This is a genomic window from Paenibacillus sp. JCM 10914, from assembly GCF_001315105.1.
GTDB lineage: Bacteria > Bacillota > Bacilli > Paenibacillales > Paenibacillaceae > Paenibacillus_AQ.
Map to the genome: position 1 here is coordinate 65936 of NZ_BAZR01000010.1, position 25346 is coordinate 91281.

Genomic DNA, 25346 nt, shown 5'->3' on the forward strand with positions numbered 1-25346 from the left:
ATATTTTGGGGAGATCACTGCACATTTAGAAATTAGATGAGAGGATGGTTGTTCGCACATGAGAACCGAGTTTAAGAATGAGGTGTTTGTGGACTTCAAACAGGAAAGCAATCACGAATTATATGAGCAGGCATTGAAAAAAGTCGAGACCGAGCTGGGCAAGCAGTTTCCGCTTATCATTGGCGGTGAGAGAATCATGACCGAGCACACCGCCGTTTCTATAAATCCAGCGAATCATGCACAAGTGATCGGCATTGTCGCACAAGCCGATGCGAAGCTGGCTGAGAAAGCGATTCAGGTAGCAGCCGCGACATTTGAGACGTGGAAGCATACCGATCCGAACGAGCGGGCTCGCTATTTGTACCGCGCTGCGGCTATTCTGCGCAGACGTAAGCATGAATTCTCGGCATTGATGACGTATGAGGCGGGCAAGACTCGCGTGGAAGCGGATGTTGAAACTGCGGAAGCGATTGATTTCCTGGAATTCTATGCGCGTGAAATGCAGCGGCTTAACCAGCCGCAACCGCTGACGGCAAGCGTTGAAGAAGAGAATGAGCTGTACTATATTCCGCTCGGGGTTGGCGTCGTGATTCCGCCGTGGAATTTTCCGTTGGCCATAATGGCAGGGATGACAACGGCTGCATTGGTCACCGGGAATACAGTTGTGTTGAAGCCAGCAAGCACAACCCCGATTATCGCAGCCCAATTCATGGCATTGCTCGAAGAGGTGGGACTACCGGCTGGCGTGGTTAATTTCCTTCCAGGTCCGGGTGGAGAAGTTGGTGATTATCTGGTTGATCATCCGCTCACTCGATTCATCAGCTTTACCGGCTCTCGCGATGTCGGTCTGCGTATCAACGAACGCGCGGCCAAGGCGAATCCGGGGCAGAAATGGATCAAGCGTGTCGTGGCCGAGATGGGCGGCAAAGACGCGATTGTGGTAGACCGTGAGGCCGATCTGGAGCTGGCAGCAGAGATGATTACCGTGTCTGCATTCGGATTCTCTGGTCAGAAGTGCTCTGCGTGCTCGCGGGCGATCATTCATGAAGATGTGTATGATACGGTGCTGGAGCGGGTTGTGGAGCGAACAAAACAGCTGCGCATGACGAGCCCGGCCGATGCATCGGCTAATCTAGGTCCAGTGATCGATGAGAAGGCATATCGTAAGATTCTCGAATATATTGAAATGGGTAAGCAAGAGGGCCGACTCGTGCTAGGTGGGGGGACGGGTGATTCGAACGGATATTTCATCGAGCCTACGATCTTCGCGGATGTCGATGCCAATGCGCGGATTTCCCAAGAGGAAATTTTCGGTCCGGTTGTAGCCTTTACGAAGGCATCGTCGTTTGACGAGGCGGTTCAGTTTGCGAACGGCACCGATTATGGTCTGACGGGGGCCGTCATCTCCAGCAATGGAGCCAATCTGGAGAAAGCCAGACGGGAATTCCATGTCGGGAATCTGTATTTTAACCGGAAGTGTACGGGGGCTTTGGTGGGAACGCATCCGTTCGGGGGCTTTAACATGTCGGGAACCGATTCCAAGGCAGGCGGCCGCGATTATCTGCTCCTGTTTACCCAAGGTAAGCTTGTATGCGAACGTTACTAAGGCGTTGAATCATCATTACAATGAGATGGTGTGCATCACCCTCATGATTAAGTATAGTAGGAGTAGATCGTAACACTCTAGGATCAGATAACCCGGGCGGAAGGGGGAGATCGGTTGATAGGTCATTATTTGGTGCAAGATCAACGCTCAACATTGACCATTACACCGGAATGGAAGCAGTCCATTCACATGTTATCCTTGTCAGGCTACGAGCTTGCGCAATATCTGCAGGAGCAGGCGTTGGAGAATCCGGTATTGGAGCTGGATTATAACTGGGGGCGTAAGGCCAACAGCAGGAAGTACCGAAGCGGCACTGATCGAAGCGATGTGACCCAAGACCCTATGTTGAATGTGAGAGCGATGCAAGATTCTCTCGAGGCTCAGCTGTTGCATCAGCTACGCCTTCTCTCCCTTCCGGCTGAAGTGTTCCGTATTAGTGCTTTTCTCGCTGGTAATCTTGACGATGCCGGTTATCTGGATATCGAATGTGCTGACGTTTGTGAAATGATGAATGTATCCGAACCAGTGGTCGACCATGCACTCAAGGTACTGCAGTCTCTGGAGCCGGCAGGCATTGGCTGTCGCGATTTGCGAGAATGCCTGCTGCTGCAGATTGCTAGGGACCGTGCCGCTGCTCGCTATGCATGCGATATCGTGGCAAATTATTTGCCGCTCTTGGCGAATGGATCGATAGATCGGATCGCGTATGCACTATGTGCACCAAGTGAAGGAGTAAGTCAGGCAGCTTCGTATATACGTAACCTGAACCCCCGACCAGGATTAGGTGTAACAGCTGCGGCTCGGCATTACATCATACCGGATGCTGTTGTACACATCTCTGGGGAGGACGTTACGGTTGCACTGCATTCAGCTAGTCATCCTTCGGTCATGGTGAACCAGGATTGCCGGGAATGGGTGAAGCTGCGCCAATCGAAGGAAGCCACCACGTATGTAAATGATTGCTTCCGATCGGCGCAATGGATCGTACGTTGCATGGAGATGCGGAGACTTACACTCTCAAGAGTCGTATCGGCTATGATGAATGAGCAGCGGGGCTTTCTGGAACGAGGAATTCAAGGACTCCGTCCGATGAACCTCTGCACGATAGCCAGTGTGCTGGATATGCATGAATCGACCGTCAGTCGGGCGATTCATCATAAGTTCGTACAGACACCACACGGTACGTTTCCCTTAAAGTTCTTCTTTGCAGCAAGTCTCCCGACAGCTGACGGCAGCGGCATATCCTCCAGGAGGGTAAAGACACGAATCAAGGAATTCGTGGTTGCCGAGGATCGGAACCGCCCGTACTCTGATCAACAACTCGTCAACCTGTTGCGGGCGGAGGGAGTGCGTCTGTCGCGGAGAACCGTTACGAAATATCGGGAAGAGCTGAGGATTCCCTCGTCCACAAGGCGTAAACACAATTAAACTACGAAGGGGCTACACCGACTATAAAGTCGTTGCAGCCCCTTCTTTGCTATGGCTGATGAAGGAGGAGACCCCTTGCACGAGCAAGTATAACGATTCCAGCAGATTGTAGGCGATTAGAGGCGGTGTAGTGGTTTGATCGTTTAATTCTGCTTCAGCAGCCAGGCTGATCCCATGGTTGAATCCGATGACCTGAAATGCGATTTGATTGAGGGCATTAATCTTTTCAGGTTTAGTATGGAGTGTCAAGCCTGAACGGGGTGTCGTACCATCTTGACGGACTTCCGTACATAATCTCGATAATGCTGTAGCGATGTTTTTCAGAGAAGAAGATAATTGGGTGAATATGCTCATATTGATTTGAGGATATTGATTTCGCTCCAGCTGCAGCTCCATTCCGGTTAGCTGGCTTAAGTAGAGAATCGTTCGTTCCGCAAACTCCGATTGCGTGTGCGCGTCGTCTTCAGCAGTTGCTTCAAGCCGAATGGTCTGCAGATTCGAGACGGCATGTCGGAGCTGCTTCATCTCATCCTTCATCGTTAAGAGCGCATCCGTTATGAATAGGGACATATTATGCATCAAAGCCTGTGCAAGCCGGCAGCATGCAATCTGCAGGGAAGCGGTAAAGATTGGGCCGGGGGATTGCGATAAGTTGACGTGATGATCCGGATGAATGACGGCGTAATTGCCCTTGTCCTCCAGCATCAGATCAAGCGAGCGATTGGCGAGCACTTCGTTCATATTGGTGTTTAAGGAATGGCTCGCCCCACCCTGGATATAATCCACGATGAAATGATGGCTGTGCTTGCCGCTGATTATCTCATCGGCTGCCTTGATGATAAACTTGCCGATCGGGGCCGGGATGAGGCCCCGATCTAGATTTGCATGGACGGCAGCCTGCTTAACCATCGCCATGGCGATAATCATCTCATCGTGGACGGGCGAACCTTTATAGTTCGGGAAGTTCTTGGTCACCCGCAAAGTTTGAATGCCGTAATAAGCGTACGAGGCACTTCGAGGGTGCCAATAGCGTCTTGTTCGATTCGATTCACTAAGAATCCCTCCAACCTATGGATATTAATCTACGATTTAGCGGTGACGTACTGATATACATTACTAGCAATTATCGTGCCAATATGAAATCATCCGTTCTCTATTGAGCTTAGCAATACAACGCAATACAACTTTAGTTGCTTGATCGATCGGTAGCGCTAATGTAGTCTAATAGAAATCATCAGAACAAAACCTTGGAGGTGAATGAGATGACTAAGAACAACCAAGTCCAACCCAAAGCGAAGCTTCGTCTGGAAGAATTGAAGGAAGAGGGCAAAGTACTGGCGGAGTGCGAAATGAAGCAAGTAACTGGCGGCGCAGGTCCGAACAGAACCAACGTTATCGCACCGCCGAACTTGAATCGGATTCAGAGCGGCAACGGAGCGGGCTCGAGCGTGCTTCAGAGCGGTAAAGGATTCAGTATGTGATGCATAGCCTTTGAATATTTGTCATGGCATCACCTCGGTGACCTGAACCATAGGTCATAGAGGTGATTCTTTCTATATAGCACACTGCAAAAGGGGTTAAGAGATATGTCCTTGCTAGAAGCAAATGCGCTGGTAATAGACGGTGAGGCGGTTGAGTTTCGGGAGGTGCTTCGTTTTGCCAAACATCCTCATCTAGCCCATATCCTGCAGCTGAAGGCCAGACAGAAGGTCATTGAGCGTTACGCTTTAGAAGCTGGAATAAGCGTTGCGGGGGAGGAACTCCAACTCGGTGTGGATCGGTTCCGGCGAGAGAACGATCTGCTCCGGGTTGCGGATGTAAACGAATGGCTGGAGCGGCATTACATGACGCTTGACGATCTGGCAGACCGTGTCCATGCTGAATTAATTGAAGCGAAAGTGGCGGCGCACGTCTCTTTGCCGCTGATCGAGCCTTATTTTTACGAGCATCGCTTGTCTTTCGATTCGGCCGTCATCTCCAGAATCGTGATGAAGGAGTACGGTGCGTCGAGAGAGTTGTTATTTCGAATCGAAGAGGGCGATGATTTCTACACGCTGGCGCGTCGTTATTCGGTGGAAGAAGAGACGAAAGCAGCCGGCGGTTACGTCGGAGAGGTCACGCGCGTGGATTTGACTCCGGCAGTCAGTGCCGCTGTATTCGGTGCAACGATGGGTGAGATTCTAGGCCCCATTGAGACCAAGCAAGGATTCCTGCTGGTTAAGGTCGAGGCTATTGCGAGCGCGCAGCTTAACGAATCGGTGCGGGAGCAGATTCAATCGATTGTATTTGAACAATGGGTCGATGCGAAGTGGACGGCTGCAGGTTTTGAATACCCGATCATGGAACAGATATAGATTCCGGATATCAATATTGATGGATGTGAAGCAGGTTGGAATCGCTATTAAACCGCGTAACGCTATTTGATGTGATGAACGAGCAGGAGCGGGCATTATTGTCATCAAGACTCGTTCCTGAGCAATATGAGATGGGGCAGACAATCGTTTGGTCAGGCAAGCCGATGGAAGCCTTTTATATTATCGCCGGCGGGAAGGCAAGAAGAATCATGGAACGGAAGGACGGCACCGAGAAAAATCTGGGGCTGCTTCAGCCCGGCGAGCATTTCGGCGAAAGTGGCTTGCTTGGGAAGAAGATCTCGGACATGACCATTCGCGCCTCGACCGAATTATGGTTGTGGAAGCTGTCCAAGGAGGACTTTTCCGAACTGCTGTTAACTCAGCCCAAGCTTGAAGGCTATATGAACAGCTATATTGCGGCAGATGCCAAGCTGACTTTTTTGCAGGCTACACCGATCGGTTCGCATGTGGAACCAAGCGTGCTTCATTCCCTGCTCGATCAATTCACCATGCACCGTTATGAGGCGGGAGTGAACGTCGTGACGGAAGGAGAAGCGGGCGATGCCTTCTATATCCTGCGTTCAGGAAAGGTCGAAGTTATATCGGTCATATCCGGGGAGACGATGAAGCAGCTGGATGAAGGTGACTTCTTTGGCGATATGGCACAGCTTACCGGTAAAGTATGGGGAGCGGCATACCGTACAACCGAAGAGGTTACGTTGTTTCGGCTTCCCAAGGAAGCGTTTGACGTCCTTCTCCGAACTTATCCTGCCATTCAAGACGAGATTGTCCAGATCGCTTCGACGTATCAACCTGGAGCTGATACATATGTCCGGGGCATGCTGGAGATGGTTGACGTTGAGGAACCTCGGGCTGAGCATGCGCCTTTCCATTTAGTAGAGAAGATCATGCAAGAAGAGGAACTGTTAACGGCGTCCACCGATTATACGGATCGGGTACCCAAGCGGCGTCGATTAAGAAAATTTCCGATGGTGCTGCAGCAAAGCGAGATGGATTGCGGTCCTGCTTGCTTGAGCATGATCAGCAGATTTTACGGCACCACTATTCCGATAAATGCGATTAAATCGATTGCGCGTACATCCCAATCTGGAACGACTCTTCAGCAACTGCTGGAGACCGCACAATGGATCGGATTCGAAGGGCAGGGGATTCGTACCGATCTAACGGATCTTTCCCGGGGGCAGCTGCCGGCGGTTGCCCATTGGAGGGGTAATCACTATGTCGTGGTGTATGAAGTGACAGATCAGCATGTCTACATTGCCGACCCTGCTATCGGGCTCGATAAATTGACCCGGGAGCAATTCGCCAGCGATTGGAACGGGCTGCTGCTTTTGTTAAATCCAACTTCGAATTTGAAGACGATGAGTTCGGGAGGCTCTACGCTCCAGCGTTATGCCTCATTCTTGAAACCCCACTCACGGATGCTGGCCCTCATTTTGACTTTATCGGTTGTGATCCAAGTTCTGTCCTTATCTTTGCCTGTATTTACGCAGACCGTGATTGATACGGTATTAGTTGAACGCAACGAGAGTCTCCTGCTTGTGCTGCTGCTCGGCATGCTTGCCATTTCCATGGCGAACACGTTATTCATCTTCATCAGGCAATGGATCGTGTCCCAAACCGCACTGAAGATCGATATGAACATGATCCATGCTTTTTACAAGCAAGTGCTTCGATTGCCGCTGTCCTTCTTTGACAATCGAACGGTCGGCGATATGCTGGCACGGGTTAATGAGAATGAGAAGATACGGAGTATCTTGACGAATAGCGCAGCCGGCTTGATTCTGGATATCATTACGATGATCGTTTACGGTTCGTTAATGCTGTATTATAACGCCAAGTTGTTCATGATTGCGGCGATTATTTTCCCCTTGTACGCGCTGGTGATTTATGTGATCTCCCCACGGATGCGGATGAACAGCCGCAAGCAGTTCCTGGCTCAAGCGGATTCGGACTCTACCATGGTGGAGGCTGTTCATCATATAGCTTCAGTCAAGGCGCTTACGGCTGAACAGAAAATGTTTAACCAGTTGCAGGGGAAATTCAAGAAGGCGATGGACTTGCGTTTAAAAGGCATCTTTCTCTGGGTATCCGCCGAGACGGCCGGGGAGTGGATCCGTACACTGGGCACGATCATCGTCTTATTCTTCGGCTCCCGGTATGTTCTTCAAGGCGAGATGAGTACTGGTGAGCTTGTCGCGTTCACCGTGCTGTTGACAACCGTCACGCAGTCGATCTCCTTTCTCATTCAAATGCTGGATGATCTTATGGAAGCGCGGATCTCCATGGAGCGGCTCGATGACGTATTTGAAGTAGCGCCTGAACAAACAAATGAGGGCACGTTGCGCAAGCTGGCTAAAGTAAAGGGGCATATGCTCTTCAAAAACGTGACGTTCCGTTATGAGGAGGAGGGACAGAACGTACTTCAGAACGTTCAGTTCGAGATGCGGCCGGGGCAGAGCGTGGCTTTGATCGGTCGGAGCGGGTCGGGCAAATCGACACTGGCTAATCTGATGATGAAGTTGTATCAGCCGGTCAATGGCATGATTACATTAGACGGATATGATCTGCGAGAGCTTGATGCTGGCTTCCTGCGGCGGCATATTGGGTGGTACAGCAGGAAACGGCCATGTTTCGCGGAACCATCCGTGATAATATCGGGTTCCGATTGCCGGAAGCTGCGGAAACTGATATCGAGTCGGCGGCGAGGCTGGCGGGGGCGCATGATTTTATCCATTCGCTTCCGCTCGGGTATGAGACGATGATTGGTGAGGGCGGCATGAAGCTGTCGGGGGGACAGAGTCAACGAATTGCCATCGCCAGAGCGATCCTCGGCAATCCGCCTGTGCTTATCTTTGATGAAGCAACGAGTGCGCTGGATACTGAGTCGGAACGGATCATTCAGCAGAATATGAAGGTTATCCTGAAGAACCGGACAACTCTCATTATCGCCCATCGGCTGAGCACGGTCCGTAATGCCGATTGCATCGTTGTACTAGACCAAGGCACCGTAGCGGAGATGGGAACGCATGATGAACTGATGCAGGTACGGGGATTGTATTATTACCTGGTAAACCAACAAATGGAGTAAGGGAAGTTACCGTATCGTCTGCTATCGAATTGCTATTTCCACAGTAGATTTAGTAAACTGGTCTAAAACATTATAGTAGGTGCAGCGATGAATATTGTCATTCGATCAGGACGAAGCGAGGAGCTTCCAGAAATTATGGAGATGATCGCCCGATGTGTTGCCGTAATGCAGGCAGGCGGCAGTGATCAATGGGATAGTCAATACCCGAATCGGGATGTCATTAGTGAGGATATAAAACAGGGGACGTTGTTTGTAGCCGAAAGCGAAGGTCGTATACGAGGAATGATCGTGCTGGACGAGAATCAGGATGATCAATATGAGACGATCCATTGGAAAGAAGACGATGGTCCTCATCTGATGATGCATCGACTCGCGGTTGATCCGGAAGCACAAGGCCAGGGCATTGCACGCAAAATGGTTGAATTCACAGAGGAAAAGGCTGTCTCCGACGGATACCGCAGTATTCGACTCGATACCTATGCCAAGAACGCAGCAGCGCTCAGATTGTATCATGGCTTAGGCTACGATCTGCGTGGCGAAGTGAATTTTCCAGGCAAGTTGGCCGCATTTCCCGTGTTCGAGAAAGTGATCAACGCAAATTCGTTATGAAGTGGTTTTACCTAAAGGCTATTAAGTTTCAAGCAAAATACCGATGATTACCTGTAAGGTGATTAATCGGTATTTTTTGCGTATCCGAAGATGCTGGTTGACGATCTACTGCATTAAAAAGGCAGGCATTGACACGAGGAAACTTAATTTATTAGGATTAAAGTACTAGAAAAGGGCATTTTGCCTTGCTCCTTTCTGTATAAATTAATGAATGAGTGAGGACTTTGTAAACTATGATGTCATCGTTAAGCGGTCCCATGTCGGAGAGTCACCACAAGTTCGTAATATCCACCAAAGCTTCGCTTCCACCGTTATCGGAGCATGACGTTATACGAAATCGCTTAATGGAGCGATTGGATGAAAGCGTTAACTCCAAACTCACATTAATCAGTGCACCGGCCGGTTTTGGCAAGACCACTCTGGCGAGCCACTGGATTCATCTTCGTCATGTTCGCGCGGCCTGGGTTTCCTTGGATGAAGGAGACAATCAGTTCCTCCGCTTCTGGGGTTATCTTATTGAGTCGGTAGGACGATGTCATTCCAGTTTTGACCAAGTCACTTCACGCGAATTGCTAGCGTCACCGGGTACTTCGATGGAAACGCTAATGTCTTTTATACTTAATGAATTAAGTCAAATATCTACGCCGGTCGTGATCGTATTGGATGATTACCATGTCATAACCGATGCGGCTGTCCATGATAGCCTGGCCTTTCTTTTGCAGCATCTTCCTTCAATGTCTCGATTGATGATTCTAAGTCGAACCCTTCCTCCCCTTCCTTTATCGCGATGGAGGGTGCGCAAGCAGCTGCTACAGATCGAAGCGAGCGAGTTGCGCTTTACGATGGATGAGATCGAAGCGCTTCAGGAAAAATCGTCTGAGCAGACGCTTTTGACAGAGGATCTGATCCTGCTGGAACAGAAGACGGAAGGATGGGTTGCCGGTCTGATTCTGGCATTCCTTTCGATAGATGATCGAGAGGACGTATCTTCATTCCTGAGTACATTTTCCGGTAGTCATCACTTCGTTTTTGATTATTTAATGGAAGAAGTATTACTTCGACAATCGGAAGAATTACAATCGTTTCTATTACAAACATCGATCCTGGATCGAATGAATGCGCCGCTGGCGGAGGCCGTTTCTGGCCATCTGAATGCCTCGGAAATGTTTCATATATTGGAGAAGTCGCATATGTTCCTTATTCCGCTGGATGATACACGTACCTGGTTCCGTTATCATCATCTGTTCTCCGATATGTTGAACAATCGTTTGACAACGAAGTCGAGTGCGGATGCAAGAGAAGAACTGCACCGGCGGGCCTATGTGTGGTATGAAGAGAACGGACTGATCATCGAAGCTATCGAACACATGATGCAGGCGGGTGATCATGATAAGGCTGCGGAGTGCATGGAACAGCATCTTTCTGAAATCATGAAGAATGGGCATGAGTCAGCTCTGAAGAATTGGCTTCAGAAGCTGCCGCTGCAGCGCTTGATCTGCCAACCGGATTTGTTTTATTATCGAGCGGGCTCCATGGCTTTATCGGGCCATGTTGAGGAAACTCAGAATTTATTGGAACGAACGCTAGAATTGGTCAATCATGATGAAAGCTTATTTCCCGCCGAGAAGCGTAATGAGCTAGAGATGAGAGTCGGATTGTATCGCGCCTCTATTGCTTTTTACCAAGGCGATATTGATACGTTTATTGAGTTGTTGGATACGCATCGCGAAGGCTTGCAGCGGTTTGCCACGATTGTGAAGGTAGTCAATCTTGGGGAAGCCTTGCTACACCGGGGACCGATTGGTTTTGGCGGGAGATTGAAGAAAATGGCTTACTTGGCCTCCAAGGTATCCGAGTCTCCAGAGAGGAGGGCCGCCGTTCAATATGCTCTTCAAGGTCACGGTTTTGTGTTCCTGGCAGATTTGCATTATGAATCGAATCGAGTGAACGAGGCACGAGCGATTCTGGAGGAAGCGATTGGTGTGCAGGGAGCCTCCCAAAATTTGGGCGTTCTTACTCCAGGAGTTATTTTACTGTCTAAAATTCAACAAGCTCAAGGAGATTGGGAAGCTGCGGTTACCACACTGGAGCAAGCGATCAAATATACGCAAAGTGTGAACTCTCCGCATTGGCAACAATTGCTGGAAGCCCGCCTGATTAGGCTCCAATTATTACAAGGAACCACGGCAGGAGCTTTGATATGGGCTGAACGTCGACATCTGCACGTAACCGATCGGACAAGTATTAGCCGAGAATACGAGAACCTGACTTTGGTCCGGTTGTTAATGAGTGTCAACGAAACAGAAGACGCCCTTTCATTGCTGAAAAACCTGGAGACGGATGCCTGGCAGGCAGACCGCCTTGGAAGCCAGATCGAAATTCAGTTATTGCTAGCGCTTGCCTGTCATGATCTGAAGAGACCTGTACAAGCGGTCCAGTCTTTGGAGAAAGCATTGTTCCTGGCTGAGTCGGAGGGATATGTTCGTATCTTTCTGGACGAAGGATCAAGATTATTCGAGCTGCTTACGAGTTATGTGACACAATGCTCCGATCCGGTACCAAATGAAGCAAGTTTCGCCTATGCCAAAGTGCTGCTTGCCTTATATGAGGGACGGGATTCATGCTCCAATTGATAAGGATTCACGGGAAACGTCTAACGTTACATTGACGAATCGTGAGCAGCAAATTCTGCAGTTGATAGCTGCGGGCCGATCCAATGAAGATATCGCCAAGCAGTTATTCTTATCCCAGGGCACAATTAAACGGTATACGCATAATCTGTACCAGAAGCTGGAGGTCAAGAGTCGGGTGCAAGCGGTAGCGCGAGCTCAGGAATTGAACTTATTGTAGCCGTGAAGAGGACCAGCAAAACCACATCTAGCTGGGTTGGATGTGGTTTTTTAAATCGGGTCTATTTAGAAATTCTTCAAAATAGGTCTTGCATAATATCCGTGTTATAGTGGATAATGTATTTAGATGAAATTCTAAATAGAAATTAGGTGGGGATAGATTGGGGTTTCCGGATACATTCAAGGCGTTATCAGATCCGGTAAGGCGGGAAATACTCGTTATGCTGAAGCGTGGGAGAATGTCGGCTGGCGAGATCGGACAACATTTTGATATGACGGGGGCTTCCATTTCGTATCATTTATCTCAATTGAAGAAGGCGGGCCTTATCTTCGAGAGCAAGTATAAGAACTTTATCTATTATGAGATTAATGTATCGGTGATGGAAGAAATCATGCTGTGGTTCACACAGTTTAACGGAGGGAAACAAGATGGAGACAAACAATAAGTCCAAATCAATCCTGATCATAACGACACTGGTGTGCTTATTGCCGATTATTCTATCATTGTCCATGTATGATCGGTTGCCTGATCAGGTCGCGGTCCATTGGGATATTGCCGGTAACCCGGACAATTTCATGCCTAAAGCGGTTGCCGCGTTTGTACTGCCGGTATCGATGGCCGTGTTAAATCTCGTCGTTTATGTGCTGATCAGCCTGGATCCCAAGAGAAACAATGCTGCGCCGGTACTCCGGATGATTGCTCATTGGGCGATTGCTGCCCTGTCGGTCGTAATTATGCCGATTACGCTGTTCAAGGCGACGGGGGCGGATATCCGGATTGAGACCGTGGTACCGGCGCTGGTGGGTGTGCTGATACTCGTGATAGGTAACTACTTACCGAAGAGCAAGCAGAATTACACGATCGGCATTAAACTGCCATGGACGCTCCACAGTGAAGACAACTGGAACAAGACGCATCGTTTTGCAGGTTATCTCTGGATGGTCGGAGGATTGCTTATGGTTATCCTTGCGTTCCTGAACACGCAGGCATTCTGGGGAATGATCATTATGATATTGGTGCTGGTCGCGGCGCCTACCATCTATTCGCTGTCCCTCTACAAAAAAGGTGTGTAATTACCCAAAGAAGCTGGCTCCATCGACGTGAGATGGGGTCAGCTTTTCTGTATGGGTTGGTTTAGATGACCTTGGAACTAAAGTTGGTGCAGGGAATCGTGAGGGGGATAGAGCTTGGGGGCATAGAGAGACACGAGTCCAGAAATGGGTGAACCACGAGCGTAGTTAAGGTGCGAAAGGAGCAACGAGCGCAGTTAAGGGCGTGAAGAGAGCCACGAGCGTAGAAAAGGACGCAAAGGTAGACCCAATGAAATACCTGCAAAAGTGCAGGTATTTCAGGGCTAGTGGCCGATATTTAGGAGAAGCCTGCAAAAATGCATCTTTTGATGCTCCAATTGCGCTGTTTGCGCTAAACTAGCGGAAAAAACTGCAGAAATGCATCTTTTTCCCCCTGAACGCGTAAATTTCGGCCGAAAGCCTGCATATATGCATCTTTTTGTTCCTTTAATGCTGTTGCTGGGGTAAGCCGTAAAGATTTTTTGGATGCAGCACTGAGGAAGCGCTGATTTGTTTAAAGTGGGTAGCATGGCGAGGTGCTAATCCAGCCAGGATCACCACGCCCTAAACGAGCCACGAGTTGTGGAAATACCTGCAAAAGTGCAGGTATTTCCATGCTTAGTACCCGATATTTAGGAAAAGCCTGCAAAAATGCATCTTTTGATGCTCCAATTGCGCTGTTTGCGCTAAACTAGCGAAAAAAACTGCAGAAATGCATCTTTTTCCACCTGAACGCGTAAATTTCGGCCGAAAGCCTGCATATATGCATTTTTTCTTGACTGAAGCCTCTGGTGCCTAACTAGTTCTACCATGCAACCTAAGCGCCCTTCGCAGCACCCGATGCTGCGGGCCCCAAAGCAGGTTCCCCTTGCGAAGTCAACACCATAAGAGAATGTCCGTCTATCGCATATTCCTCCAACACCGCGTCCCTACTGAATCCCTACTGCTCCTCAACCGCATCGCAACCGCATCCCAGCCATGTCGTAACCGCATCTCAGCCGTGTCGCAACCACATCTCAACCGCATCCCTACCCCCTTACCACAACCCCTGCGACGCTTGCGGACGGAGTGCGTATTTGACGACATGCTTATCTTCTGCGCCCGCAATCGGCAACAATATGCCTCGATCGCACAGTCCTTGCAGCAGGCGTACGGCCGTGCGGTGGTTGATGCTCAGGTGGGTTTTGACATCGATGGGCCGGATCGGCCGAGCCAGCGTATAGGCTAAGCGGAGAATTTCCCGCTCGCTAACCTTAAGCCGCGATTCCCCGGACAATTCATTCGGTTGGTAATGGTTCAGAACCATTCGTAGCAAGGTGATACACAGGTCAGCACGCTGAGAAACGTCGTCGTATGCAAAAGAGATTACCCGATAGCCCATTGCCGTAAGAAACGTCTCGCGATTTAATTCATTGCAATACTTCTGCCTGTCCATATCGGTCACATGCGGACCAAAACCTTTGATCTCGATCATCAACCTCAAATTCGGCGTCAGATAAGCGAAGTCGCAAAAATACGATCGTCCCCGCCAATCCAGCACTTCGAATTCCGGATGCAAATCGTCAAATTTCCCATTCAATGGCCACCAGACTTTCCGGCAAAAGAGTTTCTCGGCTTCCCGGTGCCCGCGTTCCAATCGTCCTCTACGCTCACCGCTCCTGCGATTCAGATGTAAATGGATAAACTCGTCATGTGCATGTTCGAATTCCATCGTCCATTGCCCCTCCTTCATGCAAAAAACGTCCCGACATCTCCCATCACGGGAGTTGCAGGACGTTCTTCGTCAGTATCTCTTCCATACGCATATTATAAGCCGAGGCTAGCCGCTTGGCCATACCATACCAATGGAGAACATATCAAGAAGAGTGGGTAGTCGCGGTCGCTGTTTGAGGTTCCTTTCTACTTCGCACGCGAAACACAATTCTGCGCAGCAGCTTGATGAAATAACCGACCAGAAATGCCGAGATGATCGTACCTTCGCGTACGCCCTCAATAGAATGAAAGGCGATCAGAGAGATCGCAACACCGATGGAAACCAGCGTCCAGTCGAACATAATCTTGATATTGCCGAAATCGCCGCCCAGCTTCTCGGCAATGACCTTCACGATGCCTTCACCGGGATTCAGAATGGTGTTGGCGACGATCTGAAGATATATGCCCACCGCCAGAATGAGGCATCCCGCCAATAAACCCAGGATCTTTATGAAATATTGCTCGATGTGAACAGAATCAATGATCCATGCACCCAAGTCGAGAAATATGCCGAACAACACGCCGACCAGCAACTGGAGGTACTGGATTTTGGGGAAGTGTTTGCCGAGGAGCAACACCTGAATGACCACGAACAGACAGCAGATCAAGATCGTCATGACACCCATGGATACAGGGAAAATCAAACTTAACACATAAGGCACGCTAGCAATGGGGGAGGTGCCGATATTAACTTTGGTTACGAGTGCAGTTCCCAGCCCCATGAGGAAAAGTCCCGCGATCAGAATCAGGTACCGTTTCAAAAGTTGCGTTGTCATGTATGCATTCCTTCTTTAACTATGATATATGTCGCTCAACCACTCATATTTATTAAATGATAGCTGCTATCATTATATCACTAATAAAAGCATGAGCTTATGTAAATTTTATGCTATCAAAAAAGACTGAATCCCATTTCTCATGGAATTCAGTCTGCTGATCATTTTATTTGCCGTACGGATCGATTGTCTGGATCGTACCATCCTCGTTGTATTTCAGCTCTGCGAACTTCACGCTGCGCTTGTTGTCGGCTCCGCCGGAGAGGGAGCTGTCATGATAGAACAGATACCATTTATCCTGGAATTCCACGATGGAATGATGCGTGGTCCATCCAAGAACAGGCGTCAGTATCGTGCCTTTATACGCGAATGGGCCGGTTGGGCTTTGGCTGGTTCCGTATACGATTTTGTGCGTGGAACCGGTGGAGTACGACAGATAGTACGTACTGTTATACTTATGAACCCATGGTCCTTCAAAATAGCGGCGTTCCTCGTCACCAGCTACGATCGGCTCTCCATGCTCGTCGACGATGGATATTTCCTGAGGCTGGTCCTTGAACGTCAACATGTCGTTGCTCAGTTCCGCCACGATCGGTCCGAGTGCTGGCGCGTTGTCTGCAGGTCCTTCGGCATCGGCTATGAAGCTGCCGGTCTGCCATTTCTCCAGTTGCCCACCCCAGAGTCCGCCGAAATAAATATAAGCCCGGTTATCGTCGTCGATAAATACTGCAGGATCGATGCTGAAGCTGCCCGGAATGTAATCGGGTTCTGCGGCGAAAGGTCCGGACGGTGAGGAACTGGTAGCCACACCGAGACGGAAGATGTCGTCATGATCTCTTGCCGGAAAGAAAAGATAGTATTTGCCGTTCTTGAAAGCAGCGTCGGGAGCCCACATCTGTTTTTTTGCCCAGGGTACATCTTTGACATGAAGCGCTTCTCCGTGGTCTACGCAAGATCCATCCACGCCATCCATGGAAAGAACGTGGTAATCTTCCATATCATATTGATCGCCGTTATCGTTCGAAGTATTCTCATGATCCAGGTCATGGGACGGATAGATATAAAGTTTCCCCTCAAATACGTGCGCAGAAGGATCTGCGGTATAGATGTGGGTCACGATAGGTTCATTGGGTTGCACCGGTTTGGTCATGATATATCCTCCTTGGTTTATTGCATTTGTAAGCGTTATATTTTTATTCTATCAAACGTCCACATCCCATAAAACCTAATAAAATTAGGGATTATACCTAAAAATTTTAGATATTTTCCCTTCGTTGCCCTATATACGATAAAAAAAGCCCCGATGAGGGACTTTTTCTGCGGCAATTCAAGCCAATAAGAATCGCAACAAACCGAGCACGGCAAAAGCAAATAACACGGTGCCAGAGCCGATCCCGGTAATGGCACTATTCGCTACCTGCAGCTTAGGCGCAACGAATAGGGAGATCACGGACACGGTTACCAGCAGGGCAGCCAGTACATACAGACTAGGATCTTCAAACACACCGGCGAGTCCAATAAAATGAATGCCGACGATAAAGGCAATCCATGGTGCTACATAGTCCTTGCGCTTTTTTCGAATCAAGACAAAAGCTCCAACACCTGCCAAGATAAATTCAACATATACCGAGATCAGATAATTGCTGAAGTTTGTCTGATCTGACAAAGCCGTTGGCGCATCCCAGTTCATCATGCTGAAATAGACGCCCAGCAAGCAGACCAATAGCGCGAAGCCCGATGCGATGCCCAGGTATTTGCGCCAAGGATCCCGGGGCCGCTCTTGCGCCCATCCGAACCAACTCATGCTGAACATACCGAATATGGCCGCATACATCGCATAATCCCGTATATATTCCATGCCGTCCCTCCAGTATTAAGGAAAAATTTCCATATCGACTGCTCTAATAATATATCATGGAGGATTCGAGGTAGAATCTTGCCTATACATAATATGGGGTAAACATGATTAGTGGAAGGAAATGAGTAGCTCCTATGGCAAGCTGCCGCTAGTTTTGCGCGGAATACGGGGCAGAGGAATCGGAATATTTTATATGACGCACAAACGGCAAGATTCAACTGCTCATCGTATGAGCAGCTCTGGCCGAACGTTGATGTGATACGGTCCAAGCCGCATCGGATGGTGCGTACACCATAGGTTTCGAAGTGAAGGATCATTATGACGGAAGTCTCCCTCTGGTCATCGATCCGGTCGTATTGTACTCGACTTTCCTGGGAGGCGGCAGTTTTGAGGTAAGACAGGGCTTGAAATTATAAGGGATCGCCAAATACCAGCAAGCAGCCGTCAACGGCGGGTGCTTGCTGGTATTCATAATCAAACTAAATATAAGACAGAAACAGGGTGGCGATTCCAAAGTAAATCACAAGCGACAGGATATCGTTAATTGTGGTGATCAGCGGTCCGGAGGCTACCGCGGGGTCGACCTTCAATCTGGATAGTACCAAGGGAATGATGGTGCCAGCCATCGTCCCGACAATGAGTGTAGCGATCAGGGATATGCCGACGACCAAGCCCAGATAGAGGTTACCTTGCCAGAAGTAGGCGATGAGTGAGATCAGGATGCCACAGACCACGCCGATGATGACCCCGACCTTTAATTCTCGGGCTAGAAGTCTGTATACTAATGATTTGTCCATCTGTTTGGTCGTTAATCCACGGACAATAACGGCAAGGGACTGCGTACCCGTATTACCGGTCATCCCTGCGATCATCGGCATGAAGAAGGCAAGCGCGACAACCTGTGCCAAGGTTTCTTCGAACTGGGAGATGATGCTCCCGGAGATGAGGCCGATGAACAGAAGCAGAATCAGCCACGGCAATCTGCGATAAGCTGCGACAGTTGCCTTCGTATTGAAATCAATCGTTTTGCCGCTGGTGGCATTCATTTTACGGAAATCCTCATCCGCTTCCTGGATGACGACATCGAGTATATCATCGACGGTAATGATGCCGACCAGCTTGTTGTCTTGTTCGACCACAGGAATCGCAACGAAATCGTATTGCTGAATGATCCGCGCGACTTCTTCCTGGTCTGCGTCCACCGGTACGGCATGGACCCGAGTATGCATGATGTCCACAATCGCAGCATCAGGCTCGGCCAGAATTAAACCGCGGAATGAGACAACGCCAATGAGTTGTTTGTCGTCATCAACGACATATAAATAGTTGATCGTCTCTGTGATGGACACATACGTCTTGAGTTTCTGGACAACCTCTGTAACGGTATAATGCTGCGGGATCCACACATATCGATTGGTCATGATCCGCCCGGCGGTTTCCGGAGGATATTTCATCATGTTCCGAATAAAACGAGACTCTTCCGCACTCATTCCTCTGATTAATGCATCCTTCTGTTCCGGTGACAATTCCTCCAGAAGAATAGCCAGATCATCATTGTCCATTAGGTTGATGATAACGGTGGTTCGGTCCTTGCTTAGCTTAGCGAGAATCTCGATCTGGAGCGGATAGTCCATTTCCTGCATCATATCGGCAAGCTGTTCGTCATTGAGCAGCTCAAGCAGTTGGTTTTGTTCGATATCGCTTAGGAGATTATGTATTCTTGCGAGATCATAAGGCTGAAATTCATCGATGACCAGTTGGAACTCGGAAGCATGATTCGTCTGCAGCGTTTTTTTAATATCCGGTAGTATTTGTTCCAAGGTTTGCGTCTTCAAGACAGAGCCTCCTTTCTGTGTTCGCGTTTCATGTAAATAGGTGTATTATAGGGTTCACCATAACTGCTGATTATTAAACAATCTTCACCGTCATACATCCAATTGCAAAAGATGGAAGTTTCCCATAAAATAAAGGCGCATTACATGATACATCATATCATGAATAGGGGTGAGCGTATGAAATATAGACGGCTTGGCAAAACGGATCTGAAAGTATCGGTTGTGGGCGTGGGAACATGGCAGTTCGGAGGGGACTGGGGCAAGGATTTCAATCAACCGGAAGTGGATCGAATTCTTAACCGTGCGAAGGAACTCGGCATCAATTTACTGGATACGGCCGAATGCTACGGGCCTCACCATATGTCTGAGAACTTCATTGGGAATTTCTTGTCTCGCGACCGCCGCGAAGATTGGATTATCGCCTCCAAGTTCGGACATCATTGGGAAGATCAATGGCAGAATGCCTGGGATACGAAGCAGGTGAGGCTGCAACTTGAAGAGTCGCTGAAGGCATTGCGGACGGACTACATTGATCTCTATCAATTCCATTCCGGCTCGGACGAAGTGTTCAACAATGACGATATGTGGACGATGCTGGACAAGCAGGTTCAAGCAGGAACCATACGCCATCTCGGTATTTCCATTGGAAGCAACAAGAATATATATCAGACGAATAGAGCTTCGGAATTGAATGCGAAGGCAATTCAGGTCGTGTACAATCGCTTGGAACAGGAGCCTGAAGCGGAAGTGCTCCCATCGTGCATGGAACAGGATCTGGGCGTGCTCGCAAGAGTGCCGCTGGCTAGCGGGTTCCTAAGCGGGAAGTACAAGCCCGGTACCGTATTCACGGACAACGTACGTAAAAATCGCGACCGCGAGGAGAATGAGGCAAAGCTGCGATTGGTGGAAGAAATTCAGCGGACTGAGGTTCCGGCGGGCGCCAATATGGCGGAATGGGCACTGGCCTGGTGCCTGCAGCATCCGGCCGTCAGCTGCGTTATTCCGGGCTGCAAATCCGTAGAACAGGTGGAGGCGAACGCTAAGGCGGTGGATCTCGTGCGCGTGGATCATCCTGGTACTTGGAGAAATTAATTCGATATTAGCAAAGAAACCGTTCTAAATCGTAAATGGTCTGGGCTTTACCTCCATTTTACCCAAGAACGGTTTTTTTGCGTCGAACAGCAGAGCTTCTGAGAAGCAAAATAATGATGCCAAGTCCAAAATATGATAGAGTCATTCTAGTAGAATCCATCATAGGAGGGATCAGATGAAGCCCATCAATAAACTGAACATCCAGGACGACTTCGTCGGCTTTTACTTGCTTAAAGAACTGAATATGAGACAGACCAGCAGCACCCCGCCCAAAGATTATTTCGATATTGTGCTCTCGGATGCGAGCGGTCAAATCTCCGCCAAGTACTGGGATGTGACCATTCATGATAAAGAAACGTTCTTACCCATGCAACTAGTCAAAATCCAGGGGACCGTGCTAAGCTACCGCGATCAGCCGCAAGTCAAAATCAGCCGAATGCGCAAAGCCACCGAAGAGGATGGCGTCTCCTTGACGGATTACGTCAGAGCCGCGCCGATTCGTCCCGTTGATCTGGTACATACGATCAAGCTCACGATGAACGAGATCGCAGATCCCGAAATCCGGAGCATCGTGCATTACTGCGTGTCGAAGGTTGAAGAGAAGCTGATGCATTATCCGGCAGCCAAAACCTATCATCATGCCTATTTCGCCGGGCTTGCCTATCATATCGTGCGCATGCTGGAGATTGGCGATTTCATCTGCAAGCAGCGGCCGTTTCTGAAGCCGGATTTGATCAAGGCGGGCATTATTCTGCACGATATAGCGAAGCCGGAAGAGATGATTGCGCAGATGGGGATCGTGACGGATTACAGCAATCAAGGAAAACTGATCGGACATATCGCCCTTGCGTCAGCCTGGATCGTCGAGGCAGCTCTTCAGAATGACATACCGCTCGAATCCGAAGTAGTTCTCGGGTTACAGCATATGGTCCTGTCCCATCATAATCTGGGAGAGTGGGGAAGTCCGGTCCAGCCGCAGACAGCGGAAGCTGTCGCACTGCATCATATCGACTTACTGGATGCCAAGCTGCAGATGGTCGAGGATGCGCTGGATACGACGCTTGAGACGGAACCGTGGACATCGATGATTCGCGGGCTTGATAATAAGGCGATATATCGATTGAAGGTATAATAATCGTTGTTCCTTTATATGAGCAAATAACAGAGGCATCTCCAGGATCAACAGGATCTTGGGGATGCCATTGTTATATTCTCGCAGCCTAATGTTTCTTGAATGGGGATGGTGAACTTCACCGTTGCCCCCACCTGGGGGTTGTTCGCGGCAGCAATCTTACCTCCATGGCGTTGAACCAGCAGTTGCGCAATGTACAAACCGAGACCCGAATGCCCTTTCTGTCGAACGGAACGGCTCCCTCCCTGATAAAACGGCTGAAATACTCGTTCGATGTGCGGTTTGTCAAAACCGCTCCCGTTGTCCTGTACAGCCATCATGACCTGCTGGTCAGTGATTTCAATGACCCATATTATTTGGCCAGCATCAGGCGTATAACGAATACTGTTGGAGACAAGGTTATCCAGAACCTGAATGATTCGATAAGGATCGAAGACAACGGGCTGGTCAGACACGCTGCGGTCATCTTTGTACTCGGTAAGAAAAGTTATACTCCGATCCCGGCACAGTGCTGTATACTCCATCGCCTTGTCTTCGATGAACTCTGCTATATCCACAGGAAGCGGCCGAAGGCGGAAGGATACTTTTTCAATCTCCGCGATCATGTTCATATCTTGGAGTAAGTTCGAGGCACGGGCGGTGTTGCGTTTGATTACCTGGAGATATTGGATATACTTACTCTCTGCATGATCCCCGTGCATGTGCTCCAGACCCTCTACGTGTCCTTGTATGATCGTCAGCGGTGTCCGCAGATCGTGAGCCAACGCCGCAAACATGGTGCTTCGTTCCTGCTCAAGCCCCCACTCCCGTTTCATCGAATGCTCCAGTTCCCGGCGCATGTCCTCAAAAGCATGCGTAAGTTGATCCACCTCCGCTATCGCGCCGCTCTCTGTGAGGGAGAACTGCAGATCCCGATCCTTAATCCGCTCGGCTCCATACAATAACTGCTGTAATGGGGCACTGATCTTCCGACTGAACCTTCTTCCAAACAGGAAAGTGAACAAGACGATATATAGAAACGGCGTCAGCAAAAAGGGAAGGAAGCCGTAGCTTACCCACGGGTCGAAAGCCGGGTTGGCGGATCTCACCTTCAGGTTATATCCTAACAACAGAGCTCCGAGCAGATCACCATCGCCAGAAATAACCGGAAGGTATTTAATAATTTGATTCATACCCGGATAGGATTGATTCAAGCGTTCCAGAATTTCAGCTTTGTTCGGAGGTGAGGGCAGCTCCAGATCCCCGTACAGTTTGTCGCCGGATAACGAGATAACGTGATAAGACATGCCCTCTGATGGGATCATCTTCTCAAGCGCTGCTTGTCCCCGATGGCTGATAACGGAATCCCCCTGCGTACGAACATACTCTGAGATGACAGGAATATGGCCTTCATAATGATTAGCCGGGAGCACAATATCCCGCTGCAGAAGATAGTTTAGCAGCATGAACAGAAGTCCCCAAGTGACGAGCGTCGCGAGTAAACTGCATACCAGAATCCAGACGAAGTGACGGGCAAAAGCGTTTTTGATCGAGCGCGGTTTGTTCATTTCACGTCCCATTTGTAGCCAATGCCCCAGACCGTCTGAATATAGGTGCGCTCTTGTACGAAGTCGCTCAATTTGGCCCGGATTTTCTTGATATGTTCGGTGATGGTAGCGTCGTCACCTTCCGCATCGAGCCCCCATAGTTTCTCGTAGATCTGTTCGCGTGAAAATACTTGACCCTGATGCAAAGCGAGTAGTTCAACGATCATAAACTCCTTGTTGGTCAATGAAATGTCCTGACCGTTAATGCTTACGGTACGTCCCTTGCAATCAATGGTCAGCGACTGGAAGCAAAGCTCGCCTCGTTCCCGCTGGGAGCGAATTCTCGTCTCTCGGCGCAGATGGGCGTGAATTCTGGCTTTTAACTCTTCCAGGCTGAAAGGCTTGAGCAAATAATCATCCCCACCCGCAGCCAACCCTCTAATCCGGTCTACCTCACTCTGACAAGCACTTAAGAACACAATGGGACACGGTGTCGATTCTCGCAACTGCTCACACACTTCAAATCCGCTCATTTCCGGCATCATCACATCAAGGATGATTAATGACGGCTGGTGCTTGCTCTGTGTTAATGCTTCCAGCCCACTTCGTGCGGTCAGCACACGGTAACCTTCAAGCTCCAGTGCATCTTGTATAAAAGCAATGATTTCTTCCTCATCATCAACCAATAGGATCGTTTCGTTTGCCATCTTACTCAAATCCTCCAGTCTAACAATTTAAACAGGTATATCCAGTAAGTGTACACGTCATTTCTAAAGAAAGGATAAAGTATACTCCTCCCCGCATGCGTCATGATGCTTAGGCCACGGTATTTTCAGCAAACTTTATACATTCTTTATTATTGTACCTTAACCTGTAGGCAACATGATAAGGAGGTACGGTTATGGCAAGTGATCCGCAGGCAAGAATAACGATGATTGATAGCTTAAGAGGATTTGCACTATTCGGCATTTTTCTAGTCAATATTAGTTTTTTTACAACATCGCTCCAGACCATTTCTTTCGGAGCTGAGTTATGGTCAGGCTGGCACAATGAATTACTAATGCTGTTGCGAGGAGTTCTGATCGATGGAAAATTCATTCTGATTTTTTCTTTTCTATTTGGTTTTGGGATGGTTCTGCTACAGGAGAGCAGTCTGGCCAAGGGGAGGAGTTTCACCCGCATCTATGTTCGAAGGCTAACCGCATTGCTTCTAATCGGATTGGTTCATGGCATCTTGATCTGGTTCGGGGATATTCTGATTCATTACGCTATACTTGGCTTGCTACTGCTATTATTTCAACGCTGCAAACCGCTAACACTCCTGATCTGGTCCATCATACTGTTGCTCCTTGTTCCGGTGCTATTTGCTGGTTTCAGTCTGCTCGGTCCTTCTGGATCAAATGCATATGAAGCACTAAGCAAAGAAGACGTTCACCAGATGGGCGTATTCTACCAGGAGCGGGATGCTGCTATTTACGGGGAGGGGACCATCGGTCAAATTATCGTCCAGCGACTGAATGATTTCATCAGCTCCTTGTTTAACATGCTGGTTTTTTATCCGCAAATATTGGGGATGTTCTTGCTGGGGGCTTATTTCTGCAAGCAACGTATGCTGCATGAGGTTCAGAAGAACCGCAAGCGCCTTGTGAGTCTTGTCCTGCTTGGGGGTAGCGTTGGTCTGGCACTTCAACTGGTGATGTCACTATCGGATGGACTTCCATCCTGGGCGGAGGCGGTTACCTTGTTCGTAGGTGCGCCGCTCCTGACCATCGCTTACATCGGAGGGTTTGCACTTTTATACTATAATAAATCCTGGCACAGGGTGATGTATTGGCTATGCTATCCAGGGAAAATGGCCTTCACCAACTATTTGCTTCAATCGATTCTGTGTGGACTGCTCTTCTACAGTTATGGTCTGGGATGGTATGGAACCATTGAACCGTTGGGACAGGCGCTGATTGTCTTTGTTATTTTTGCAATGCAAGTTATGTTTAGTAGACTGTGGCTGAAGCGTCTTCCCATCGGCCCCTTTGAATATTGCTGGCGTCTGTTCACGTATTGGGGGAAGCCGGTGAAATCCGGACAGAAGGTGAATATCCGCTCCTGATCGGAGACAGTGCTCATTCATATCTTTATTACATCAAAGCACGCAAGCTTTAAATAAAATGGTTGCAATTTCGTTTGCGAATGTAATACAATGCTTCTTAATTGATCGAGCACGATATATTCCAACAAGCGATGATGGAAAGAGTAAGCGATAGAACGTTCCTGACAGGAAAGGGTGGCCACCGACTGAGAGCGCCCGGGCGAAGGTTCTTCTGCTGAAGTTCATTCCGGAGCTGGTAT

Annotated in this window: 20 protein-coding genes and 1 pseudogene; 13 read left to right on the forward strand and 8 right to left on the reverse strand. The window is 49.0% G+C overall.

Annotated elements, in window-relative coordinates:
• The first annotated feature begins 58 nt into the window (after positions 1–58).
• A complete protein-coding gene (gene pruA / locus JCM10914_RS13715; RefSeq protein ID WP_023961822.1) occupies positions 59–1606 on the forward strand; it encodes an L-glutamate gamma-semialdehyde dehydrogenase in 1548 nt (515 codons plus the stop codon).
• A gap of 114 nt (positions 1607–1720) precedes the next feature.
• Complete coding sequence (gene rpoN, locus JCM10914_RS13720) at positions 1721–3034, forward strand: RNA polymerase factor sigma-54 (protein ID WP_023961824.1); 1314 nt, start codon at positions 1721–1723, stop codon at positions 3032–3034.
• A 21-nt stretch (positions 3035–3055) separates the two neighbouring features.
• Here rpoN and JCM10914_RS13725 read toward each other — a convergent pair whose 3' ends face one another.
• On the reverse strand, positions 3056–4093 hold the full coding sequence (locus JCM10914_RS13725; protein ID WP_081739790.1) for a lyase family protein: 1038 nt from the start codon (positions 4091–4093) through the stop codon (positions 3056–3058).
• Positions 4094–4296: 203 nt separating this feature from the next.
• On the opposite strand from JCM10914_RS13725, the gene JCM10914_RS13730 reads away from it, so the two are divergent.
• The 8 genes and pseudogenes from JCM10914_RS13730 (at position 4297) to JCM10914_RS13770 (ending at position 13032) form a co-directional block, all read left to right on the forward strand.
• A complete protein-coding gene (locus tag JCM10914_RS13730; RefSeq protein WP_023961826.1) occupies positions 4297–4515 on the forward strand; it encodes a hypothetical protein in 219 nt (72 codons plus the stop codon).
• Positions 4516–4620: 105 nt separating this feature from the next.
• Positions 4621–5388 carry a peptidylprolyl isomerase gene (locus tag JCM10914_RS13735; RefSeq protein ID WP_023961827.1) on the forward strand — a complete coding sequence of 256 codons (768 nt, stop codon included), beginning with the start codon at positions 4621–4623 and terminating at the stop codon, positions 5386–5388.
• Positions 5389–5519: 131 nt separating this feature from the next.
• Positions 5520–8500: pseudogene (locus tag JCM10914_RS13740) on the forward strand (peptidase domain-containing ABC transporter).
• Positions 8501–8587: 87 nt separating this feature from the next.
• Complete coding sequence (locus tag JCM10914_RS13750) at positions 8588–9109, forward strand: GNAT family N-acetyltransferase (protein WP_023961831.1); 522 nt, start codon at positions 8588–8590, stop codon at positions 9107–9109.
• Between the two features lie 233 nt (positions 9110–9342).
• Positions 9343–11742, forward strand: coding sequence for a tetratricopeptide repeat protein (locus JCM10914_RS13755; protein WP_023961833.1), 2400 nt, complete (start codon positions 9343–9345; stop codon positions 11740–11742).
• 31 nt (positions 11743–11773) lie between these two features.
• On the forward strand, positions 11774–11959 hold the full coding sequence (locus JCM10914_RS29260) for a response regulator transcription factor (RefSeq protein WP_158442470.1): 186 nt from the start codon (positions 11774–11776) through the stop codon (positions 11957–11959).
• A gap of 160 nt (positions 11960–12119) precedes the next feature.
• Positions 12120–12404: an autorepressor SdpR family transcription factor gene (locus JCM10914_RS13765; protein WP_023961837.1), complete on the forward strand. Its 285-nt coding sequence runs from the start codon at positions 12120–12122 to the stop codon at positions 12402–12404.
• Positions 12388–13032: an SdpI family protein gene (locus JCM10914_RS13770; protein ID WP_023961838.1), complete on the forward strand. Its 645-nt coding sequence runs from the start codon at positions 12388–12390 to the stop codon at positions 13030–13032. Before JCM10914_RS13765 ends, JCM10914_RS13770 begins: the two co-directional genes overlap by 17 nt.
• A 1033-nt stretch (positions 13033–14065) precedes the next feature.
• Here JCM10914_RS13770 and JCM10914_RS13775 read toward each other — a convergent pair.
• From JCM10914_RS13775 to mgtE, 5 genes are all read right to left on the reverse strand, one after another.
• Positions 14066–14740, reverse strand: a complete 675-nt coding sequence (locus JCM10914_RS13775) for a DUF559 domain-containing protein (protein ID WP_023961841.1) — start codon at positions 14738–14740, stop codon at positions 14066–14068.
• Between the two features lie 145 nt (positions 14741–14885).
• Complete coding sequence (locus JCM10914_RS13780) at positions 14886–15557, reverse strand: YitT family protein (protein WP_023961843.1); 672 nt, start codon at positions 15555–15557, stop codon at positions 14886–14888.
• A 166-nt stretch (positions 15558–15723) separates the two neighbouring features.
• The gene (locus tag JCM10914_RS13785; RefSeq protein WP_023961844.1) at positions 15724–16707 is read right to left on the reverse strand and encodes a glycoside hydrolase family 43 protein; all 984 of its coding nucleotides are present in this window, start codon (positions 16705–16707) and stop codon (positions 15724–15726) included.
• A 177-nt stretch (positions 16708–16884) separates the two neighbouring features.
• Positions 16885–17415, reverse strand: a complete 531-nt coding sequence (locus JCM10914_RS13790; protein ID WP_023961845.1) for a hypothetical protein — start codon at positions 17413–17415, stop codon at positions 16885–16887.
• A gap of 479 nt (positions 17416–17894) precedes the next feature.
• The gene (gene mgtE / locus JCM10914_RS13795) at positions 17895–19250 is read right to left on the reverse strand and encodes a magnesium transporter (RefSeq protein ID WP_023961846.1); all 1356 of its coding nucleotides are present in this window, start codon (positions 19248–19250) and stop codon (positions 17895–17897) included.
• Positions 19251–19427: 177 nt separating this feature from the next.
• Between mgtE and JCM10914_RS13800 the strand changes: the two genes are divergently transcribed.
• Both JCM10914_RS13800 and JCM10914_RS13805 read left to right on the forward strand, forming a co-directional pair.
• Entirely contained in the window at positions 19428–20342 is a 915-nt protein-coding gene (locus tag JCM10914_RS13800; RefSeq protein ID WP_023961847.1) for an aldo/keto reductase, read from the forward strand.
• A gap of 175 nt (positions 20343–20517) precedes the next feature.
• Positions 20518–21474, forward strand: coding sequence for a 3'-5' exoribonuclease YhaM family protein (locus JCM10914_RS13805; protein ID WP_023961848.1), 957 nt, complete (start codon positions 20518–20520; stop codon positions 21472–21474).
• A 47-nt stretch (positions 21475–21521) separates the two neighbouring features.
• On the opposite strand, the gene JCM10914_RS13810 is transcribed toward JCM10914_RS13805, so the two are convergent.
• A complete protein-coding gene (locus JCM10914_RS13810; RefSeq protein ID WP_052019781.1) occupies positions 21522–23021 on the reverse strand; it encodes a cell wall metabolism sensor histidine kinase WalK in 1500 nt (499 codons plus the stop codon).
• On the reverse strand, positions 23018–23707 hold the full coding sequence (locus JCM10914_RS13815; RefSeq protein ID WP_023961854.1) for a response regulator transcription factor: 690 nt from the start codon (positions 23705–23707) through the stop codon (positions 23018–23020). The genes JCM10914_RS13810 and JCM10914_RS13815 overlap by 4 nt, the downstream gene beginning before the upstream one ends.
• 194 nt (positions 23708–23901) lie before the next feature.
• Between JCM10914_RS13815 and JCM10914_RS13820 the strand changes: the two genes are divergently transcribed.
• Complete coding sequence (locus tag JCM10914_RS13820) at positions 23902–25107, forward strand: DUF418 domain-containing protein (RefSeq protein WP_023961856.1); 1206 nt, start codon at positions 23902–23904, stop codon at positions 25105–25107.
• Positions 25108–25346: the final 239 nt, after the last annotated feature.